The 20178-nt window shown below is 66.4% G+C and carries 18 protein-coding genes; 6 read left to right on the top strand and 12 right to left on the bottom strand.

Annotated features, from left to right (window positions below; genetic code table 11):
• Window positions 1-19: 19 nt before the first annotated feature.
• Together AC07Z7_RS06560 and AC07Z7_RS06555 are read right to left on the bottom strand one after the other, a co-directional pair.
• Entirely contained in the window at window positions 20-451 is a 432-nt protein-coding gene (locus AC07Z7_RS06560) for a YchJ family protein (RefSeq protein WP_494765735.1), read from the bottom strand.
• A gap of 28 nt (window positions 452-479) precedes the next feature.
• Entirely contained in the window at window positions 480-1178 is a 699-nt protein-coding gene (locus tag AC07Z7_RS06555; RefSeq protein WP_494765734.1) for a DUF4197 domain-containing protein, read from the bottom strand.
• A gap of 113 nt (window positions 1179-1291) precedes the next feature.
• Here AC07Z7_RS06555 and AC07Z7_RS06550 point away from each other — a divergent pair, with 113 nt between their 5' ends.
• Window positions 1292-1765: a DUF421 domain-containing protein gene (locus AC07Z7_RS06550; protein ID WP_094291685.1), complete on the top strand. Its 474-nt coding sequence runs from the start codon at window positions 1292-1294 to the stop codon at window positions 1763-1765.
• A gap of 128 nt (window positions 1766-1893) precedes the next feature.
• Window positions 1894-3030 carry a peptidoglycan-binding protein gene (locus AC07Z7_RS06545; protein WP_494765733.1) on the top strand — a complete coding sequence of 379 codons (1137 nt, stop codon included), beginning with the start codon at window positions 1894-1896 and terminating at the stop codon, window positions 3028-3030.
• A 128-nt stretch (window positions 3031-3158) separates the two neighbouring features.
• Here AC07Z7_RS06545 and AC07Z7_RS06540 read toward each other — a convergent pair whose 3' ends face one another.
• Window positions 3159-4226, bottom strand: coding sequence for a hypothetical protein (locus tag AC07Z7_RS06540; RefSeq protein ID WP_494765732.1), 1068 nt, complete (start codon window positions 4224-4226; stop codon window positions 3159-3161).
• Window positions 4227-4390: 164 nt separating this feature from the next.
• On the opposite strand from AC07Z7_RS06540, the gene AC07Z7_RS06535 reads away from it, so the two are divergent.
• The 3 genes from AC07Z7_RS06535 (at window position 4391) to AC07Z7_RS06525 (ending at window position 8895) form a co-directional block, all read left to right on the top strand.
• A complete protein-coding gene (locus AC07Z7_RS06535; protein WP_494765731.1) occupies window positions 4391-5053 on the top strand; it encodes a LuxR C-terminal-related transcriptional regulator in 663 nt (220 codons plus the stop codon).
• A gap of 75 nt (window positions 5054-5128) precedes the next feature.
• Window positions 5129-6958: a sensor histidine kinase gene (locus tag AC07Z7_RS06530; RefSeq protein ID WP_494765730.1), complete on the top strand. Its 1830-nt coding sequence runs from the start codon at window positions 5129-5131 to the stop codon at window positions 6956-6958.
• On the top strand, window positions 6955-8895 hold the full coding sequence (locus AC07Z7_RS06525; RefSeq protein WP_494765729.1) for a hybrid sensor histidine kinase/response regulator: 1941 nt from the start codon (window positions 6955-6957) through the stop codon (window positions 8893-8895). The genes AC07Z7_RS06530 and AC07Z7_RS06525 overlap by 4 nt, the downstream gene beginning before the upstream one ends.
• A 3-nt stretch (window positions 8896-8898) precedes the next feature.
• Here AC07Z7_RS06525 and AC07Z7_RS06520 read toward each other — a convergent pair whose 3' ends face one another.
• From AC07Z7_RS06520 to AC07Z7_RS06480, 9 genes are all read right to left on the bottom strand, one after another.
• Window positions 8899-10686: an ATP-binding response regulator gene (locus AC07Z7_RS06520; RefSeq protein ID WP_494765728.1), complete on the bottom strand. Its 1788-nt coding sequence runs from the start codon at window positions 10684-10686 to the stop codon at window positions 8899-8901.
• A 46-nt stretch (window positions 10687-10732) separates the two neighbouring features.
• On the bottom strand, window positions 10733-11863 hold the full coding sequence (locus tag AC07Z7_RS06515) for an acyl-CoA dehydrogenase family protein (RefSeq protein WP_494765727.1): 1131 nt from the start codon (window positions 11861-11863) through the stop codon (window positions 10733-10735).
• 36 nt (window positions 11864-11899) lie between these two features.
• Entirely contained in the window at window positions 11900-12568 is a 669-nt protein-coding gene (locus AC07Z7_RS06510; RefSeq protein WP_494765726.1) for an SDR family oxidoreductase, read from the bottom strand.
• A gap of 135 nt (window positions 12569-12703) precedes the next feature.
• Window positions 12704-13891 (bottom strand): acetyl-CoA C-acyltransferase, encoded by a 1188-nt coding sequence (locus AC07Z7_RS06505; RefSeq protein ID WP_494765725.1) that lies wholly within the window; start codon window positions 13889-13891, stop codon window positions 12704-12706.
• Window positions 13892-13957: 66 nt separating this feature from the next.
• Window positions 13958-15763 carry a bifunctional isocitrate dehydrogenase kinase/phosphatase gene (gene aceK, locus AC07Z7_RS06500; protein WP_494765724.1) on the bottom strand — a complete coding sequence of 602 codons (1806 nt, stop codon included), beginning with the start codon at window positions 15761-15763 and terminating at the stop codon, window positions 13958-13960.
• A 48-nt stretch (window positions 15764-15811) separates the two neighbouring features.
• Entirely contained in the window at window positions 15812-16471 is a 660-nt protein-coding gene (gene can / locus AC07Z7_RS06495; protein ID WP_494765723.1) for a carbonate dehydratase, read from the bottom strand.
• A gap of 53 nt (window positions 16472-16524) precedes the next feature.
• On the bottom strand, window positions 16525-17715 hold the full coding sequence (locus AC07Z7_RS06490) for an isovaleryl-CoA dehydrogenase (protein ID WP_252661189.1): 1191 nt from the start codon (window positions 17713-17715) through the stop codon (window positions 16525-16527).
• A 39-nt stretch (window positions 17716-17754) separates the two neighbouring features.
• Window positions 17755-18213, bottom strand: a complete 459-nt coding sequence (locus AC07Z7_RS06485; RefSeq protein WP_494765785.1) for a PaaI family thioesterase — start codon at window positions 18211-18213, stop codon at window positions 17755-17757.
• 45 nt (window positions 18214-18258) lie between these two features.
• Window positions 18259-18654 carry a MerR family transcriptional regulator gene (locus AC07Z7_RS06480; RefSeq protein ID WP_094291698.1) on the bottom strand — a complete coding sequence of 132 codons (396 nt, stop codon included), beginning with the start codon at window positions 18652-18654 and terminating at the stop codon, window positions 18259-18261.
• Window positions 18655-18777: 123 nt separating this feature from the next.
• Here AC07Z7_RS06480 and AC07Z7_RS06475 point away from each other — a divergent pair, with 123 nt between their 5' ends.
• Window positions 18778-19896 (top strand): MBL fold metallo-hydrolase, encoded by a 1119-nt coding sequence (locus AC07Z7_RS06475; protein ID WP_494765722.1) that lies wholly within the window; start codon window positions 18778-18780, stop codon window positions 19894-19896.
• Window positions 19897-20178: the final 282 nt, after the last annotated feature.

The raw sequence follows: 20178 nt of genomic DNA, 5'->3' as shown, positions 1-20178 counted from the left end.
GCCATTTTTATTCAAATTCTCAGCCACGGATGTCGCCATCCACATAGAACCAGCGCCCACCTTCGCGCACGAAGCGGCTGGTTTCGTGCAGGCGCACGGCGCGGCCGCCCACGCGGTAACGGGCGACAAACTCCACCTCGGCGCGGTCTTCGCCGGTGGGGCGGTGGCGGCGCACCTCCAGCCCCAGCCACTTGGTGCCGGGCTCAAAATCCAGCGCCGCCGGGCGGGTGCTGGGATGCCAGGTGGCCTGCAGGTAGTCGGCCCGCTCCAACACAAAAGCGGTGTAGCGCGAACGCATGAGGCTTTCGGCATCGGGCGCGGCGGCGTCACCCCAATGGTCGAGGTAGCGGCCGCAGCAGCCTGCGTACGGCAGTGCCACAGCCTTGGCGCTTTTGCCGGGCGTGACCTGGGTTCGGCCACAAGGGCAGAGTTCGGAGTTCGTCAGAGACACGGAGGCATGCCTTTCACACGGACGCAGATCATCTCAGCGTTCCGAACACCTTGCGGACGATGGCGCTGCCCGCACCGGCCGGGTTCTGGCGGATGCGGCGCTCTTCCTCGCCGATCATGAAGTACAGGCCGTCCAGCGTCTTGCCGGTGACGTACTGCGCGAGGTTGGACTCCTCGGGCTTGAGCAGGCCGAAGCTGGCGGCCTTGCCTGCGAAGGCGTTGTACTTCTGCGTGAGGCCCACCTTCTCGGTGGCCTGGTTCACCACCGGCAGAAACCGCTGACCCAGCGGGGCGCGTGTCTTCTCGGCAAAAAAGGCCGTGACCGAGGTGCTGCCGCCGGTGAGGATGTTCTTGGCATCCGTCACCGTCATGTTCTGTACGGCACCCGCCAGCAGGTCACGGCCCATGGGCACGGCGGCTTCTGCCACGCGGTTGATGGAGGTGACCAGTTCGTCAATGCGCCGCCCCTGGCCCAGCGACTTCATGACCTTGGCGGCGTCGTCCAGATACCCCGGCAGGCCGATGCGCACCTGGGGGTTGCCCAGAAAGCCATCGGGCCGCCCCAACAGGGCCACTGCCGCCTGGGCGCCCTGCGCCAGCGCCGCCTTGAGCCCCTTGGATGCGTCGGCAGACGACAGGTCTCCCAGCGATAAGGCCCAGGCCTGCTGCCCGGTGGCATACAGCAGGGCAGCCAGGGCGCTGGTTCGGTGGAATTGGCGGCGTTGCATGGAGGGTGCGTCTTTAAAAAGGGGGCGGCCTGCGAAGGCAGGCGAGACCGCCGGATTTTCGCTCAGCGCCGTAGACTGGCGCGCGAAACAACCCTGCAACAAGGAGCCCTGCAATGTGGGATATGAATGTGCCGTGGTGGGAATTCGTGCTGCGCGGCGTGGTGGTCTATGTGTTCCTGCTGGTGTTCCTGCGCCTCACGGGCAAGCGGCAGACGGGGCAGTACGCGCCATTCGACCTGGTGCTGTTGCTGATCCTGTCGAACGCGGTGCAGAACTCGATGAACGCGGGCGACAACTCGCTGGTGGGCGGGCTGGTCTCTGCCGCCACACTCATCGGCTGCCATGTGGTGCTGGCGCAGCTGACCTTTCGTTTTGCGTGGATGGAGCGCCTGATCGACGGCAGCCCGCAGGTGCTGGTGCAGCAGGGGCAGGTGAATACAGACCTGATGCGCAAGGAGTTGCTCTCCACCGACGACCTGGAGGCCGCGCTGCGCGCCAGCGGCTGCCTGCACCTGCATGAGGTGGAGCGGGCGACGATTGAAACCAACGGGCAGATCACGGTGGTGCTGCGGCGCCGGGGTGGCTGAGACAGCACCGCACCACCACGTTTTTCACGGTTGAGGAACCCTGCTTCGGTCGGGTTGCTGCGGCAGGGCGCCGCACGAAAGATCAAGGCCTTTTGTTCTGGCGTTTTGCGCCATCTATTCATCGGCCTATGACCTCCTTCCTTGCCTGCGGAACCCCGTCCGCCCACCCCCACGTTCACGCCCACGCACCAGCGCGCTTGCCGCGCCTGTCCGCCCTGGCGATCGCCCTGACGGCTGCAGTGCTGCTGTCGGGCTGCGAAACCACCAACATGCGCATGGGCAGCGCCGACGCCAAGACCGTGGCCACCGGCAGTGCCGCGGGCGCTGCCACCGATGCCGCCAGCAGCGAGCTGGAGCGCTGCGAGTCGTCGCTGGGCACGGTATCGCTCATCGAGAACCAGCAGGCGGGGTGGTACACCATCCTGCGCGACCAGTACCGCCTGCCGCCCACCGCCAACCTGCTGCGCCTGCTGGTGCAGCAATCCAACTGCTTTGTGGTGGTGGAGCGCGGCGCCGCAGGCATGAACGCCATGACCCGCGAGCGGGCGCTCATGCAGTCGGGCGAAATGCGCCAGGGCAGCAACTTTGGCCAGGGGCAGATGGTGGCCTCGGACTATGGGCTCTCGCCTGAAATCATCTTCCAGAACCACAACGCAGGCGGCGCGTCGGCCTCGCTGGGCGGGCTTGTCGGCGGGCGCGCGGGCGGGCTGCTCGCAGCCATCGGCGGCAGCCTGAACACCAAGGAGGCCAGCACCCTGCTCACCCTCATCGACAACCGATCGGGCGTGCAGGTGGCGGCCTCGGAGGGCAGCGCAGCCAAGACAGACTTTGGCGCCATGGGCCAGTTGCTGGGCGGATCGGGCGGCGCACGCCTGGGCGGCTACTCCAACACCGCCGAGGGCAAGGTGATTGCCGCCGCCTTCATGGATGCGTTCAACCAGATGGTGCGTTCGCTGCGCAACTACAAGGCGCAGACGGTGCGCGGCCAGGGCCTGGGTGGCGGCGGCCGCCTGGGGGTGGATGGCGCGGCACCTCCGTCGCAGACCTCGGCACCGCGTGCGGCCGCCGGTGGCGCAGCTGGCGCCCCCGGCCTGGCACTGAAGGACGCCCAGGCCCGGCTCAACGAGCTGGGCTACAACGCGGGCGTGCCCGATGGGGCCATGGGCGGCAAAACGACGGCTGCGCTGCGCGCATTCCAGAAGGATCGCGGCATCGCGCAGTCGGGCCGCCTGGATGCAGCCACGGTGGGGGAACTGTCGAAGTAGCCACCACGTCCGCCATGGAAAAAACCGCCATTGCATCCAATGGCGGTTTTTTTGGTATGCGCATTACCGCAACGTCGAATGTGCTTGCCGGCAGACACCCATGTCCGCCAGCGGGCAAGCCTGCATCCTCAATTCTGCGTATAGCAAGTCTTATTGGGAATGATCAGGTCTGCGTAGGCCTCTGCACTGGCCGCCGTGGGAAACACGGTGGGAGTGCTGTCACCGAACACACACAGATAGGCCCCCTTGCGGGTCCACACGGAGCGCGATGTTAAGCCCGACGGCGTCACCCAGGTGCTCCAGAAAGCCGTGGCCGTTGCAGTACTTCCATTGCGATCAAAGCTGAACACCCCCAGGTCCGTCAGTGGCCCTGCGAGCGTACCCTGGCCTGAGCACTCGGCATTGGTATAGGTAAGCAAGCCCTGCGCGACCGTGGCCCGCGCGTCGCTTTGCCGGGCAATGCGCCACAGGAAGCGCCCCCACACGCCAGGCCGCGCCAGGGAGCACTGGCCCTGCTTCCAGTCGCCCTCAGGCAGGGCTGCAGCAGCAGTTGTGCAGCGCACCTCCACCGTGGTCACATGGGCTGACCCCACGGTGCCCGTGCCGTTGGCCACAGTGCAGCCCTGCCCGCTGGGTTGGGTCTTCACGGTAACCGCATAGGCAGCCCCCCCTGCCAGCGGCGTGGCAAAGCTGAAGCCGCCGTTGGCCGCCACGCCCAGATCGTCACGCCCGTTGTTCTGCAGCACCAGGCCGCTGCCGGTGAGGCCCGTGACAGCACCGCCCACGGTGAAGGTGGCGGCGGCCAGGTTCTCGCAGCGCACCTGCACATTGCTCACATTGGCCGTGGCGGTGCCTGTGCCCTGGGCCACGGTGCAGCGCTGGCCTGCGGGCTGTGCCTTGATGGTGACGGCGTAGGCCACGCCCCGGTCCATGCGGGTGTTGAACACAAAGTTGCCGTTGGTGCTGACCGTGAGGTCGTCGGTGCCCAGGTTCTGCAGGGTCACGGCCTTGCCCGCCCCGAGGCCGGCCACATCGCCTCCCACCGTGAACACCCCCACGGCCGGAGGGGGCGTGCTGCCGTTGTTGTCGTCGCCACCGCCACATGCTGCCAGCAGCGCTGCGGCCAGGCCAAGGGGGGCCCAGCGGAAAACGGGCCGTGCGGGGTGCAAAATGCGCTGTGCGCGGGTTGAAGCCATGTGCGGAAACCTCCGGGGTGGTGAATGGAGGGCGGATTCTGTGCAGCGCAGCACGCCGTGCGGAACCCTACCAGGGTAGGGTTTGCGCGCCACCCCGCCTGGGCCACACTTGGCAAAATTTGCCCTTGGTGCCGCCCTGCGCCCCTACCCCTGCCGACCTGGTCATGCCACCGCCCCCTTATGCCCTTGTCCTGGACGACCACCCGCTGGTAGCACGCGGCGTGGCCGAGTTCCTGCGCTCGCGCCTGCCCCGGATGGAGGTGGCCGTGGCGGGCCGCACCGAGGACGTGCTGCCCCTGGTGGCCGAACGCGGTGCACCCGCCATTGCCCTCATCGACTTCTGGCTGGCCGAAGGAGCTGCACTGGACCTGATTGCCCAGTTGCGCCAGCACTGCCCCGGCAGCGCCCTGGCGGTGATCAGCGGTGACGACGACCCGAACGTGATGGAGCGCGTGCGCCAGGCGGGTGCCCATGGATTCATCCACAAGCAGGCCCCGCCCGAGACCTTTGCCCAGGCGGTGGAGGCGCTGCTGTGTGGCCTGGCCTGGTTTGAGCCCGCCAGCCACAGCGGCCAGCCCCCGCGCAGCCGCGACCTGCCCGTGACGCCGACGGAGCTGGGCCTGTCGATGCGCCAGGGCGAAATCCTGGCGCTGGTGCTGCAGGGGTTGCCCAACAAGCGCATTGCGCTGCAGTACGACCTGTCGGAGAGCACGGTCAAGGAGCACATGAGCGCCATCCTGCTGCGCCTGGGCGCCCGCACACGAGTGGAGGCGATCACGCGCCTGCGCGGGCGGCGGCTGGTGTTGCCGTCCATGGGCGACGTGTGATGCAGGCCAGGGGTGGGTTTGCACGGCCTTCGTGGCTCGCGCGGTTCACGCCGTTCGCAATGCCGGTGCGCTGACATGGACCCGGTCAACGCCCCTGCCGCGCCAGCCCCGGCCCAGGAGCCCCCGCAGGCCTCGCTGCAGACCGTGAGCATGGCGGGCCAGGCCCGGCTGCTGGAGATGACCTACCAGCGCCTGCACACCAGCATCATGGTGCTGCCCCTGGTGGCGCTGGCGCTCACGCTGTTCTACCAGCTGCAGCATGACGCACGCTGGATGTGGGGGTGGTTCGGCTTCTATGTGGTGTTTGCAGCCGCCTCCCACCACTTGCGCCGCGTTTTCCGCCAGGACCAGGGCAGGCTGGATGCGGCCGACCTCATGCGCCGCTGGCGCCCGCGCCTGGAGCTCTGCGCGCTGGTCCATGGCGCAGGCACCACGGCCCCGGTGGTCATCGTGGCGGGCCATGCGAGCTACGACTTTGCGCTGTTGCTGCTGGTGACCAACGCAGCCATTGTGGCGGGCAATGCCACGCACCAGACGCCGGTGCTGAGCGTGTTCATGCGGTTTTTCATGACCGGGTGGAACGCCGCGCTGCTGGTGCAGCCCTGGCTGTTTCCCCAGCACTGGTATTTCATCCTTCCGCTGTCGCTGCTGCACACCTTCACCATGTACCGGCACTCGCACACGGCACACCGTTTTTTTGTACACCAGGTCTGGCTGGAGGAGCGTGGCCAGCAGCTGTCGGCCCAGTACCGCGAAGCGCGCGACGCCGCCGAGGCCGCACTGGCCGAGAAGAACCGTTTTCTGAGCACCGCCGCCCACGACCTGCGCCAGCCCGTGCACGCCATGGGCCTGCTCACCGAAGCCATCGCGCTGCGCAACCGCGACGCAGCCCTGGCCGCGCCCTTGTCCGACCTGCGGCTGAACCTGCAGTCGGTGCAGCTGATGTTCAACTCGCTGCTCGACCTGTCCAAGATCGAATCCGGCCAGGTGGCGGTGCGGCCCGAGCCGCTGCTGCTGCGCCCGTTTTTCAACGAGCTGGAGATCCAGTTCCTGGCCGAGGCCCGTTCGCGCGGGCTGCGCCTGCGGCTGCACATGCCGCCAGCGGGCGCAGCCGTGCAGGCCGATGCCGCGCTGCTGCGCCAGTCGCTGTCCAACCTGGTGCACAACGCGCTGCGCTACACGCCGCAGGGCGGCGTGCTCATCGGTGCGCGGCGGCGGCAGGGCCACTGGCGCATCGAGGTATGGGACACGGGCCTGGGCGTGGCGCTGGAAGACCAGGCCCGCATCTACCAGCCCTTCTACCGCCCCCAGCATGCCTGGCACATCAACCGCGAAGGTCATGGACTGGGGCTGGCCGTGGTGGCACGCTGCGTGGACCTGATGGGCGCGCAGCATGGCCTGCAGTCGCGCCTGGGCGCAGGCTCCTGCTTCTGGCTGCAATTGCCCGCAGCGGCCCCGGGCCCTTGCCCCGACAGCCCCCGCAGCCAACCTGCCCGGCCGCTGCAAGGCCGTTGCCTGATCCTGGACGACGACCCGCATGTACTGGGCGCCTGGTCGGCCCTGCTGGGCAGCTGGGGGCTGCAGGTCTGCCTGGCATCCGACGCCCGGCAGGCGTTTGCACATGTGGACGCCGGCCAGAGCATCGATGTGGTGCTGTGCGACCAGCGGCTGCGTTCGGGCGAAAGCGGGTTTGACGTGCTGCTGGCCCTGCTGGCGCGCTGCCCGCAGGCGCGGGGGGCCATGGTGAGTGGCGAGTTCGACGCCCCGGCCTTGCGCCGCGCCGAAGACGAGGGCTACCTGGTGCTGAAAAAGCCGGTGGACGTGGCCGACCTGCAGGCGCTGCTCAGCCGTTGGCTGGCGGCGCCGGTGGATGCGGCTGCCGCCATGGAGGTGCCTCCGCCATGAAGGTGCTGGCACTGTGGCGGCAGTGGTTTCCCCGCGCGCTGGACACTGGCGACCTGGCCGAGCGCGGCCAGGTGCGCATGCTGGAGCTGACCCACCAGCGCCTGGCCCAGGGCATTTTTGCGATGCCGCTGCTGGGCGTGCTGTTCACCATGTGGTTCCAGGGGCTGGGCCGCAACCCCCTGGGCATGCTGGCCTGGACGGTGCTGTACACGCTGGCGGCGGTGGCCGTGTGGGTGCAGTCGCGCCAGCTGCGGGCCAGCCGCAGCGGCACGGCCGCCGCCGACGACGCCGCGTGGCTGCGGCGCTGGCGGCCCCGGGTGCGCAACACCAGCCTGGGGCAGGCCCTGGGCCTGGCCTCGCTGGGCGCCATCGTGGTGCTGACCCCCGGGCGCGCCAGCTTCGACTTTGTGCTGTTGCTGCATGTGAGCCTGGCGGTGGTGATTGTGGGCACCGCCACCTTTCAGCTGCCGTCGCTGGGCACATTCCTGCGTTTTTACGGGTTTGGCTGGGGCGTGATCTCGGTGCTGGTGCCACTGTCGCTGTCGCAATGGCCCAACCTGTTCGGCAACCCGGCCATGCCGGGCGGGCCGCCTGCGTCGCCTTGGCGCTTCATCATTCCCATGTCGCTGCTGCTGATGGCGGCGCTGTACCGGCATGCAGTGGTGGCGCACAACTTCTTCCTGCAGCAGGTGCGGCTGGAGGAGGAAAGCCTGCGCCTGGCGCAGGAGGCACAGCAGGCCCACGCCGAGGCCGAGCAGGCGCTGCGCGCCAAGAACCTTTTCCTCAGCACCGCCAGCCACGACCTGCGCCAACCCATCCACGCCATGGGCTTCCAGATCGAGGCGCTGGCGCGGCGCAACCACGACGCCGCCCTGCTGCCCGCGCTGGACGACATGCGCCGCAGCCTGCGCTCGGTGAGCCTGATGTTCAACGCGCTGCTGGACCTCTCGCGCATCGAAAGCGGCACCCTGCAGGCGCGCCGCCAGCCCGTGGCACTGCGGCCGCTGCTGCACGACGTGGCCCTGCTGTTCCGGGCCGAAGCCCGCGACCTGGGCCTGGTGCTGCGCGAGCACCTGCCGCCCGACGACGCCACCGTGCTGGCCGACCCCGTGCTGCTACGCCAGTGTGTGATCAATCTGGTGCACAACGCGCTGCGCTACACCCGCCACGGTGGTGTGCTGCTGGCCGCGCGCCGCCGGGGCGGGCGCTGGCGCATCGCCGTGTGGGACACCGGCGTGGGCGTGGCCGAACAGGACCGCGCCCGCATCTACCAGCCCTACGAACGCCTGCAGCGCGGTGCCACGCAAGTGGACGCAGGCCACGGCCTGGGGCTGGCCGTGGTGGCGCGCTGCGCCGAGCTGATGGCGGCCGAACACGGTCTGCGCTCGCGCCTGGGGCGGGGCTCGTGTTTCTGGCTGCAACTGGCCGCCACCGCCGCCGTGTTGCCCCCTGAACACACGAACACCCCGGTGCACATGGGCGCACAGAGCGCCCCCAGCGCCCCCTCGCTGCCTTTTCCCGCCCTGCACGGCACCTGCCTGGTGCTGGATGACGACCCCGAGGTGCAGCAGGCCTGGTGCAACCTGCTGCACAGCTGGGGCCTGAAAGTGCGCCTGGCCGCCAACGCGCAAGAGGCGCTGGCAGCAGCCGCCAGTGGCCCGCCCCCCGACGTGGTGCTGTGCGACCAGCGCCTGCGCACCGGCGAAAGCGGCTTTGACGTGCTGCGCACACTGCTGGCCCGCCACCCCGGTGCGCGCGGCGCCATGGTGAGCGGGGAGTTCGACGCCCCCGCGTTGCGCGAAGCCGAAGACGAGGGTTACCTGGTGCTGCGCAAGCCAGTGGACCCGGCCGAGCTGCACACCGTGCTGGCCCGGTGGCTGAGGCCAGAAGGAACCTCAAGGCAAAACACCCTCTCGCGATTTACCAGCAAGCGCTAGCAGCTATCTTTTTGAGAGTTTTCCTGGCATCTCGGTCAGCCACTGCCTCAGCAGGGTATGCAGCAGCTCCGGTGCCACCGGCTTGCGCAGCACCAGGTAGCCCTCCGCTTCTGCCTGGCGCAGCGCGGGCGAATCCCATTCGCCACTGACCATGGCCAGCGCGGCATCTGGGCACAGTTCCTCCAGAGACTGGAGTAGCGCGAATCCGCTCTGGCCCGAGCGCAGCCGCTCGTCGCACAGGATGACCTGCGGCGCAAAGCCCTGCGCCAGCAGGTGCTGGGCCTCGGCACCGTCGGCCGCGCAACGCGCCTCTACGCCCCAATCCCGCAGGAGCTGTCGCCAGCCTGCGGCCGCCTGGGGGTCGTCCTCTACCACCAGACAGCGCCCCTGCAGGCTACCTTGCGGCGCCAACGCAAGGGCGGCGGCGCGGGGCGCCTCATCCGCCGCAGCACTGCGCAGCCGCAGCCAAAAGCGCGACCCTCGGCCGAGGCGCGATGCCAGGCCCAGGGGCGCCTCCATCAGTTCGGCGCAGCGCGCCACCACAGCCAGGCCCAGGCCGTAGCCCGCGTCGTCCGCCGCACGCGTCGCGGCACCGCTCTGCGTGAAGGGCGAAAAAATGCGTTCGTGCTCTTCGGCGGCCACGCCGGGGCCGGTGTCCCACACCTCCACCTGCCAGTGGCCGCTGCGCGGGCGGACGGCCAGCAGCACGCCGCCATGCTGCGTGTAGCGCAGCGCGTTGTGCACCAAGTTGACGACGCACTGGCGAAGCAGCATCGGGTCAGCCTGCACCCGCGTGCCGACTGGCGGGGCACGCAGGCGCAGCGCCAGCCCGCGTGCGCGCGCAGACTCGCCCAGCAGCGTAGCCACTTCGTGTAGCAACGGCGCCAGCTGCACCGGCTGCAGGCGCGCCTGCACGGCCCCGGCTTCGATACGCGACAGGTCCAGCAGCGCATTGCACATCCACTGGAGCGACTGCACGCCCTGGCGCAGGTCCTGCAGCGTTCCGACCAATGCCGGGTCGCGGTTGCGCAGTGCAACGGATTCGGCCAAAAGCCCCACAGCATGCACGGGTTGTCGCAGGTCGTGACTGGCGGTGGCGAGGAACTGGTTCTTGACGGAGAGCGCCTGCTCGGCCTCGCTCTTGGCGGCGCGGAAGCGTTCACTCAGGTCGATGTTGCTGAGGAAGAACTGGTGGCTGATCCGCGCGTTGCGCAAGAACACCCCGAACAGCAGGTATAGCGGCAACAGGTACAGCCAGTGTTGCGGGAACACGTAGGGCAGCGACAAAAGGCCAACCGCGAGGCTGGCGAAAAAGAAATGCAAATACACGACCAGCGCCGCAGACTGGTGGTCCGCGCGCGCCGCCATCACCAGCGTGCCGCCGCAGACCAGCACCACACGCAGCTCAAACGGCGCCTCGGGCCCAGCGCACGCGGCCAGGCTCATCAGCAGCGCCCCGTACAAGGCCGCCAGGGGTTGCACGCGGCGCAACCAGGTGGTCAGCAGCGCCGCCGGTTCGCCGCTGCCAGCTGCCATCTGCCGCATGTCGCGCTGCCATAGTGCCCAGGCACCCCAGGCGATGCCGACCAGCGACAGCGAGGCCACCCACCATAGCGTGATAGAAAGCGGCCACAGGCCCAACACATGCAGCCACGCCGAGCCCGCCAGACCCAGCAAGGGCATGACGGTGCAGCCGTCGCGCACGCGCAGAAAGCTGTTGCCCAGCAGCTGGAGCCGCGCGGCCGGAGGCAGCGCCGACCAGGAGAGAACGGGCTCGGGGTTGATGCTCATGCCGACGATATTCGCATGTGCAGGCCTGCCCGTGTGGGGTGGACGGCTACGCCAGCGCGCGCTGGATGATGATTTTCTGCACGTCGCTCGTGCCCTCATAAATCTGGCACACGCGCACGTCGCGGTAGATGCGCTCCACCGGGAAGTCGTTCACCACACCGTAGCCGCCCAGCGTCTGGATGGCGGCGCTGCACACGCGCTCGGCCATTTCGCTGGCGAACAGCTTGGCCATGGCGGCTTCCTTCAGGCAGGGCTTCCCGGCATCGCGCAGCGCTGCGGCGTGCCAGATGAGCTGGCGCGCTGCTTCGATCTGAGTGGCGCAGTCGGCCAGGCGAAAACCCACGGCCTGGTGGTTGAAGATGGCGGTGCCAAAGCTCTCGCGCTCCTTCGAATAGGCCAGCGCCGCGTCGAACGCGCTGCGCGCCATGCCCACGCTTTGCGCGGCGATGCCAATGCGGCCACCTTCGAGCGCGCCCAGCGCAATCTTGTAGCCCTCGCCCTCGGCACCGATGAGGTTCTCGGCCGGGATGCGACAGTTGTCAAAGTTGATCTGCGCGGTGTCGCTGCTGTGCTGGCCGAGCTTGTCTTCGAGCCGCGCGACCACATAGCCTGGGTTGCTGGTGGGCACGAGGAAGGCGCTCATGCCCTTCTTGCCTGCGCCCTTGTCGGTCACGGCGATCACGATGGCCACATGGCCGTTCTTGCCGCTGGTGATGAACTGCTTGACGCCGTTGATCACGTATTCGTCGCCCTGCTTCACCGCCGTGGTGCGCAGAGCAGAGGCGTCGGAGCCCACGTGCGGCTCGGTCAGGCAGAAAGCGCCCAGCATCTGGCCTTGTGCCAGCGGTGTGAGCCAGTCTTTCTTCTGCTGTGCGTTGCCGTAGCGCATGAGGATGGCGTTGACGGGGCAGTTGGTCACGCTGATGGCGGTGCTGGTGCCGCCGTCACCGGCCGCGATTTCTTCGAGCACCAAAGCGAGCGTGAGGTAGTCGAGGTTGGCACCGCCAAACTCTTCGGGCACGCAGATGCCGTAGGCGCCCAGCGCGGCCAGACCCTGGTGGGCTTCCTTGGGGAAGTGGTGTTCCTTGTCCCAGCGCGCGGCGTTCGGCCAGAGCTCGGTCTGGGCAAAGTCGCGCACCGCGTCGCGGATCATTTCCTGGTCTTGGGTCAGCAGCATGGGATGTCTCCGGAAGTCGTTGTTCGTTGAAAAGAATTACCAGTGCGCAGCACGGCGGCCGTCGTGGTGCAGCAGGCGGCCCTTGTCGGCCTGGGTCAGGCCCGCCACGGTGTTGCGCAGGCCGCGCACGCTGTCCGCCACCGTCAGCGGGGCACTGTCGCCGCCCATGTCGGTCTGCACCCAGCCGGGGTCGATGGTGACCAGCGTGGCGCCGGGGTAGTCGTGCTGTGCGGCGGCCACGGCCATGTTGAGCGCGGCCTTGCTGGTGCGGTACAGCCAGGAGCCGCTGTTCGGCACGCTGCCGATCTGCGACATGGAGGACGAGATGAACGCAAACACCCCGCCCGCATCCGCCACCAGCGGGGCCACCTGCGGGATGGCCTGCATCGCGCCCAGCACGTTGGTGTGCATGACGGCGTCGAAGTCCTGCTGCGTGGGCGGCGTGAGGGCGTTCGGGCGGCGGATCACCCCGGCCACATACCAGGCGATGTCGATCTTCTCGCCATCGAGCTGCCATGCCAGGCCGCTGATGCTGGCGGGGTTGGCCACATCCACCGTCAGCGCCTCGGCGCCCAGGGCCCGCACGCGCTCGCGGCCCGCGTCGTCGCGCACGGTGGCGATCACGCGGCGGCCCGCCTCGGTGTACTGGCGCACCAGCTCCAGGCCAATGCCCCGCGATGCGCCAATGACGAGTATGGAGTTCATTTTTTGAACAAAATGGGGCTCTTTCGCGCGTCCATCATGCGAGAGCAGCTATAAAAACATGAGCAAACCAGTGACGTACTGGCTCGCTCTCCACACCACCCGGCAGCGCCGGGAGGGGCCATCACACCGGTTCAGTTACACCAGTTCCAACGCCACGGCCGTGGCTTCGCCCCCACCGATGCACAGCGTAGCCAAACCCTTGGTCAGGCCACGCGCCTTGAGCGCATGGATCAGCGTGACCATGATGCGCGCGCCGCTGGCGCCGATGGGGTGGCCCAGCGCACAGGCGCCGCCGTTCACGTTGACCTTGTCGTGGGGCAGGTCCAGTTCCTTCATCAGCGCCATGGGCACCACGGCGAAGGCCTCGTTGATCTCCCACAGCTGCACATCACCCACCTGCCAGCCCGCCTTGGCCAAGGCCTTCTGCGTGGCGCCCAGGGGCGCGGTGGCAAACCACTCGGGCTCCTGCGCGTGGGTGGCGTGGCTCACGATGCGGGCCAGGGGCTTGGCGCCCAGCTTCTTGGCGGTGGACTCGCGCATCATCACCAGCGCCGCAGCGCCGTCGTTGATGCTGGAGCTGGAGGCGGCGGTGATGGTGCCGTCCTTCTTGAATGCGGGCTTCAAGGTGGCGATCTTTTCGAGCTTGACCTTGCCGGGGCCTTCGTCCACCGACACCACGCGCTCGCCGCTGCGGTCCTTCACCGTCACGGGCACGATCTCGGCAGCGAAGGCGCCCGACTCGGTGGCGGCCTTGGCGCGCTGCACGCTGGCGGTGGCAAACGCGTCTTGCTGCTCGCGCGTGAAGCTGTACTTGGCGGCGCAGTCTTCGCCAAAGGTGCCCATGCTGCGGCCCGCTTCGTACGCGTCTTCCAGACCGTCGAGCATCATGTGATCGAAGATGCGGTCATGGCCCAGGCGGTAGCCACCGCGGCCCTTTTGCAGCAGGTAGGGGGCGTTGGTCATGCTCTCCATGCCACCCGCCACCATCACGTCGTGCGTGCCAGCCAGCAGCATGTCGTGCGCCATCATCGCGGCCTTCATGCCGGAGCCGCACATCTTGCTGAGCGTGACGGCGCCCGCGCCCTTGGGCAGGCCGCCCTTGAAGGCCGCCTGGCGTGCGGGAGCCTGGCCTTGGCCGGCCATCAGGCAGTTGCCAAACAGCACTTCGCCCACGGCGTCGGGCGACACACCGGCACGCTCGATGGCGGCCTTGATGGCAGCGCCGCCCAGGTCGTGCGCCGCCAGGCTGGAGAAGTCGCCCTGCAGCGAGCCCATGGGGGTGCGTGCGGCGCCGACGATGACGATGGGGTCTTGGATGGACATGGTGAAGGTCTCCTGGGGAATGGTCAGAGGGAAAGTGGAGGGTGAAAAACGAGGCTTATCGATCTGTCAGCGGGCCGCAGCGCCCTGCCCAAAGCGGCGCTCGGTGTCGTACGGAAACACATCGAACATGTGGCCCGCCTGGATGCGCTCTTTGTGCGACTGCCAGAACGCGGCGTCGAGCAAATCGGCGTGGTGCAACATGAAGACTTCGCGCACCGCGTCGTTGCCCAGCAGGAAGGGGCCGAAGGTTTCAGGGAACACATCGCGCGGGCCCACGCTGTACCAGACCTCGCCGCTCATCTCTTCTTCCTCGTTGCGCGGCGTGGGCACGCGGCGGAAGTTGCAGTCGGTGAGGTATTCGATCTCGTCGTAGTCGTAGAACACGACCTTGCCGTTGCGTGTGACGCCGAAGTTCTTCCAGAGCATGTCGCCGGGAAAGATGTTGGCGGCCACGAGGTCCTTGATGGCGTTGCCGTATTCGATGACGCTGTGCTCCATCTGCTGGCGCGCGCGCGGGTCGGCCAGGCCGGTGTCGAAGGCTTCCTGCAGGTAGATGTTGAGCGGGATCATGCGCCGCTCGATGTACAGGTGCTTGATGATCACCTCGGTCTGGCCGTCGCCGTCGCGGTCGCTGATTTCGAGCTGGCTGGGGGCGAACTTCTCGATCTCGGCAATCAGCGCATCATCAAAGCGGTCGCGGGGGAAGGCCACCTCGCTGTACTCCAGCGTGTCGGCCATGCGGCCCACGCGGTCGTGCTGCTTGACCAGCAGGTACTTGGCCTTGATCTGCTCGCGCGTGGTTTCCTTCTGGTGCGGAAAGTAGTCCTTGATGAGCTTGAAGACGAACGGAAAGCTCGGCAGGTCGAACACCAGCATCACCATGCCCTTGATGCCGGGCGCAATGCGGAACTGGTCGCTGGAGTGCTTCAGGTGGTACAGGAAGTCGCGGTAGAACAGCGTCTTGCCCTGCTTGGCCAGGCCCAGGGCGTTGTAGATCTCGGCGCGTGGCTTGCGCGGCATGAGGCTGCGCAAGAACTGCACGTAGGCACTGGGCACCTCCATGTCCACCATGAAGTACGCGCGCGCAAAGCTGAACAGCATCTGCATGTCGTCTTCGCCAAACAGCGCGGCGTCGATGTACAAGCGGCCAGCATCGTCGTGCAGGATGGGCAGCGCAAACGGCACCTCGTTGAAGCCGTTGATGATCTTGCCCACCACGTAGGCGCCCTTGTTGCGGAAAAACAGGCTGGTGAGCACCTGCACCTGGAAGTTGGTGCGCAGCTTGACCTTGTCCAGGCGGCTGCGCATGGCAGCCACCACACAGGCCGTGTCGCGCGGTAGATCCGCGAACTCACGCTGGAGCTGGAAGTTCTCGATGATGGCCTGGAAGGTGTCGCCGAGCGTGTCGCGCGTGGGGTAGTAGGCGCGGTAGGTCGGCCGCGCGGCGGGCTCGTCGTTCTCGATGTATTCGGTGCTGACCGCAGGCCGCACAAAGATGAAGTCGTTGTGGAAATGCGTGCGGTGCAGGATCTTGGTGGTGACCGAGTTGAAGAAGGTCTCGGCCAGCTCGGGCTGGTGGTGGTTCACCAGCAGCCCGATGTAGTGCAGCTTGACCTGGTGCCACACATCCATGGGCTGCGCGCCCGCGCCAAACTCCTTTTCGAGCCGGCGCACGCATTCCTTCACGCGCAGGTCATAGAACTCGATGCGCTCGCGCTGCGCCCGCTGCTGGCCGTGCCAGTCGGCGGTCTCAAAGCGGTGTTTGGCCCGCGCAGACTCGGTGCGGAACAGCCGGTAGTGGCGGTTGAAACCGTCCATCATGGCCTTGGCAATGCCGTAGGCCTGGGGGGCATCGAGGCGCTGCGGGAACATGGCGGGGTCTGGGCCGGCGCGGTGGGCGGGCTGCGGTGGCTTGCGGATTTACTGCCGCTTCACGGCAGCCACGCCGGCAATAGCCGCCTTGTAGAGCGACTCCAGGCCTTCGGTGCTGTCCACCGACATGTGCAGGTTGTTGATGAGCCCGTCTTTCAGGCCATAGCACCAGCCATGCAGCGTGACCTTCTGGCCCCGGCCCCAGGCGTCAAGCATCACGGTGCTTTGCGCCACGTTCACCACCTGTTCGATCGCGTTCAGCTCGCACAGCACATCGTGGCGCCACTGGGGTTCAATCGATGCGATCAGGTCGCGGTGGCGGTCGCGCACATCGGTCACATGGCGGATCCAGTTGTCGGCCAGGCCGACACGCATGCCCTCCAGCGCGGCCAACACGCCGCCGCAGCCGTAGTGGCCCACGACCATGAGGTGTTCGACGCGCAATTGGTCTACCGCGTACTGGATGGTGGACAGGCAGTTGAGGTCGGTGGGCACGACCACGTTGGCCACGTTGCGGTGCACGAACACCTCGCCGGGCTCCAGACCCGTGATCTGGTTGGCGGGCACGCGGCTGTCGGAGCAGCCGATCCACATGTACTTGGGCTTTTGCTGCGCCAGCAGGCCGGTGAAAAAGCCAGGGCGCTCGCGTTCCATCTGGGCCGCCCAGGCGCGGTTGTGGACAAACAGGTCTTCGATGGAGGTGGGCATGGTGGGTCTGGCTCTTTCAAACAGTGGATCGGCCTGCAGCAAAAGTCCGCAGGTCAGCAGGTTTCGGCAAACAGCTCGCGGCCGATCAGCATGCGGCGGATCTCGCTGGTGCCCGCGCCAATCTCGTACAGCTTGGCATCGCGCCAGAGGCGGCCCAGTGGGTACTCGTTGATGTAGCCGTTGCCACCGAAGATCTGCACGCCTTCGCCCGCCATCCACGTAGCCTTTTCGGCACACCAGAGGATGACGCTGGCGCAGTCCTTGCGGACCTGGCGCACATGGTCAGTCCCGAGCATGTCGAGGTTCTTGGCCACCGTGTAGGCAAACGAGCGTCCCGCCTGGAGCACGGTGTACATGTCGGCCACCTTGCCCTGAATGAGCTGGAATTCGCCAATACTCTGACCGAACTGCTTGCGGTCGTGAATGTAAGGGATCACGTTGTCCATCACCGACTGCATGATGCCCAGGGGGCCACCGGTCAGAACCGCGCGTTCGTAGTCCAGGCCACTCATCAGCACCTTGGCGCCGTTGTTCACACCGCCCAGCACGTTCTCGGCAGGCACTTCCACGTCCTGGAACACCAGCTCGCCCGTGTGGCTGCCGCGCATGCCGAGTTTGTCGAGCTTTTGGGCAATGGAGAAGCCCTTCATGCCCTTTTCGATCAGGAAGGCCGTGACACCGCGTGCGCCCATTTCAGGCTCGGTCTTGGCGTAGACCACCAGAGTGTCGGCGTCGGGGCCGTTGGTGATCCACATCTTGCTGCCGTTGAGCAGGTAATAGCCGCCCTTGTCCTCGGCCTTGAGCTTCATGCTGATCACGTCAGAGCCCGCGCCAGGCTCGCTCATGGCCAGCGCGCCCACATGTTCGCCGCTGATGAGCTTGGGCAGGTATTTGGCCTTCTGGGCTTCGTTGCCGTTGCGGTTGATCTGGTTCACGCACAGGTTGCTATGCGCGCCGTAGGACAGGCCCACCGATGCGCTGGCGCGCGAGATTTCTTCCATCGCCACCATGTGGGCCAGGTAGCCCATGGCGGCGCCACCGTACTGCTCTGGCACGGTGATGCCGAGCACGCCCAGGTCGCCCATCTTGCGCCACAGGTCCATGGGGAACTGGTCGCTCCGGTCGATCTCGGCCGCACGCGGCGCGATTTCGGCCTGGGCAAAGTCGCGCACGGCGTCGCGCAGGGCATCGATGTCTTCGCCCAGCTGGAAGTTGAGGCCGGGTAGGTTGGCGGGAATGCTCATGGAATGTCTCCTCGGAATGGATTGGGGGAAATGCTGCGCTCAGCCCTGGATCGCGTAACGCCCGGTAACCGCCATGAGGGTGCACCCCATGGTGGCCACCAGTTTTTCTTGGCTGCCGTCGATGGCGAAGGCCCGGCCTTCGCACACGGTGATGGTGCGGCCAGGCTTGATGACCCGACCTTCCATGCGGAACCGCTCGCCCTTCGCAGGGGCCAGCAGGTTGATCTTGAATTCGATGGTGAGAACGGCGGCGTCCTCTGGCATCAGGGTAAAGCCCGCGTAGCCGCAGGCAGAGTCCAGCGCCGTGGCGACCATGCCTGCATGCAGGAAGCCATGCTGCTGGGTCAGCCCAGGGGCCCAGGGAAGCTCAATGTCCACCGCACCAGGCTCCAGCAGACCTAGACGGCCACCCAGAGTCGCCATCGCCCCTTGGCGCGCAAAGCTGTCACGCACACGGTCTGCGTAGTGCGCACAGCGGGGCTCGAAAGGGGTCGTTATCACGACGTTCTCCTAATTTACGTTTACGTAAACGTCAATTATGGATCATTTTTCCATTTCCACCTTGCGCAGCAGCGCGCGGGCCTCTTCTTCATGCTCCTGGACCTCCTCCAGATTGGCCCGCAGGTCGGCCATCTGCTCCTCCAACTGCTTACGGTGAACTACCAGTACATCGAGGAACTTACGCAATTGCACGCCGGTATCACGGGGGCTGTCGTACAGGTCGATGATCTCCTTGGCCTCGGTCAGGGACAGCCCGAGGCGCTTCGCACGCAGGGTCAGGCGCAGGCGGGTCCGGTCGCGGGCGCTGTACACCCGGTTGCGCCCAGCCGGCCCTGTGCGCTCGGGCTGCAACAGACCCATGTCTTCGTAAAAACGGATGGCCCGGGTGGTGAGATCAAACTCTTTGGCGAGATCGCTGATGGTGTAGGTGTTGGCCATGGTGTGAGCAGCATCTGTCCGGTCGTTTCGCACAGGAGACAGCCCTCAGGCCGTCGCTCCCTACAATGGATCAGATGCATGACGTTTACGTTAACGTCAATGCTAACGCATACGACCACGACCATGAACCCACTCGAACACCAGATTCACTATCCACTCGGTGATGCCCTGCCCCCGGAAGGCAGCGCCATCGCGGTTGCCCCAGGCGTCAAGTGGATCCGCATGGGCCTGCCTTTCGCGCTCGACCATATCAATCTGTGGCTGCTCAGGGACAGACAGCCCGATGTGGGCGGCACCCTGGTGGAGGGCTGGACGGTGGTGGACTGCTGCATCGACAGTCCTGGCACCCGCGCGCAGTGGGAGCAGGTGTTCGCCAACTGCCTGGAAAGCCTGCCCATCTTGCGTGTGATCGTGACCCACATGCACCCAGACCACATTGGCTTGGCCCATTGGTTGTGCGAGCGCTGGAACGTGCGCCTCTGGATCAGTGCGACCGACTACCAGGTCGCCAGAACCGCTGTGTACGACCGCAATGGTTTTGGCGGCGAAGCGGGTGCAGACTTCTACATGCTGCATGGAATGCAGGACGAGGAGTTTCTCCAACACGTGCGGGGGCGCGCCTCCTACTTTCCGACTCTTGTCCCTGCACTGCCACCCTGCTTCCGCAGACTCATGGATGGCGACATCATCGAGGTCGGCGGGCACAAATGGCAGTGCATCAGCGGCTACGGGCATGCACCCGAGCACATCGCGCTGTACTGCGAAGAACTTTCAGCACTTCTCAGCGGCGATATGGTTTTGCCACGTATTTCCACCAATGTGAGCGTTCATGCATCCGAGCCAGAGTCGAACCCACTTCGGCTTTTTCTGACGTCCCTGCTCCGCTACCTGGCGCTGCCGCCAAGCACACTGGTCCTTCCGTCCCACGGCAAGCCATTTCAAGGTTTGCACGAACGCATTCAGCAGTTACAGAACCACCATCGCGAGAGACTCGATGAGATTCTTGCGGCAGCCCAACAGGGTTCGCTCTCAGCCTTCGACGTGCTGCCCATCATGTTCAAGCGCAAATTGGATGCCCACCAGATGACCTTCGCCATGGGCGAGGCATTGGCCCATTTGCATTGGCTGTGGCTGGATGGCCAGCTGCAGCGGGTTCTGGACGCTGGTGGAGTTCATCGGTTTCAGCTCGCACTGGGTTCATCTCAACAGGCCCTGCATGGGGGTGGCATGAAAGTCAGCTGACAACACTCTTCTTGCGTAAATCTCGCTGCGCAGCCATACGGTAGCGTGACGGCGATAGTAGCGAGACGAGTCGCGGCCAACCGACTAGGAGCGCAAGAACTTCGGCGATGGGAAGCTGCTGTTGCTCATCGAGGGCAGAAGGCTGCCAAGCAGGAAAGAGATTTGGGCAGAAGGTATATGAGCGGGGACCTAGATGCCCCAAAGTTCCCCAAAGCAAAACGCCCTTCTACTCGATTGAGCAGAAGGGCGGTTTGGGCTGTAAGAGCCTGACGATGACCTACT

It is taken from the genome of Acidovorax sp. GW101-11A03, assembly GCF_059424825.1.
The sequence above is the reverse complement of the archived record's forward strand: the minus strand, read 5'-3'. Positions and strand labels throughout refer to the sequence as shown.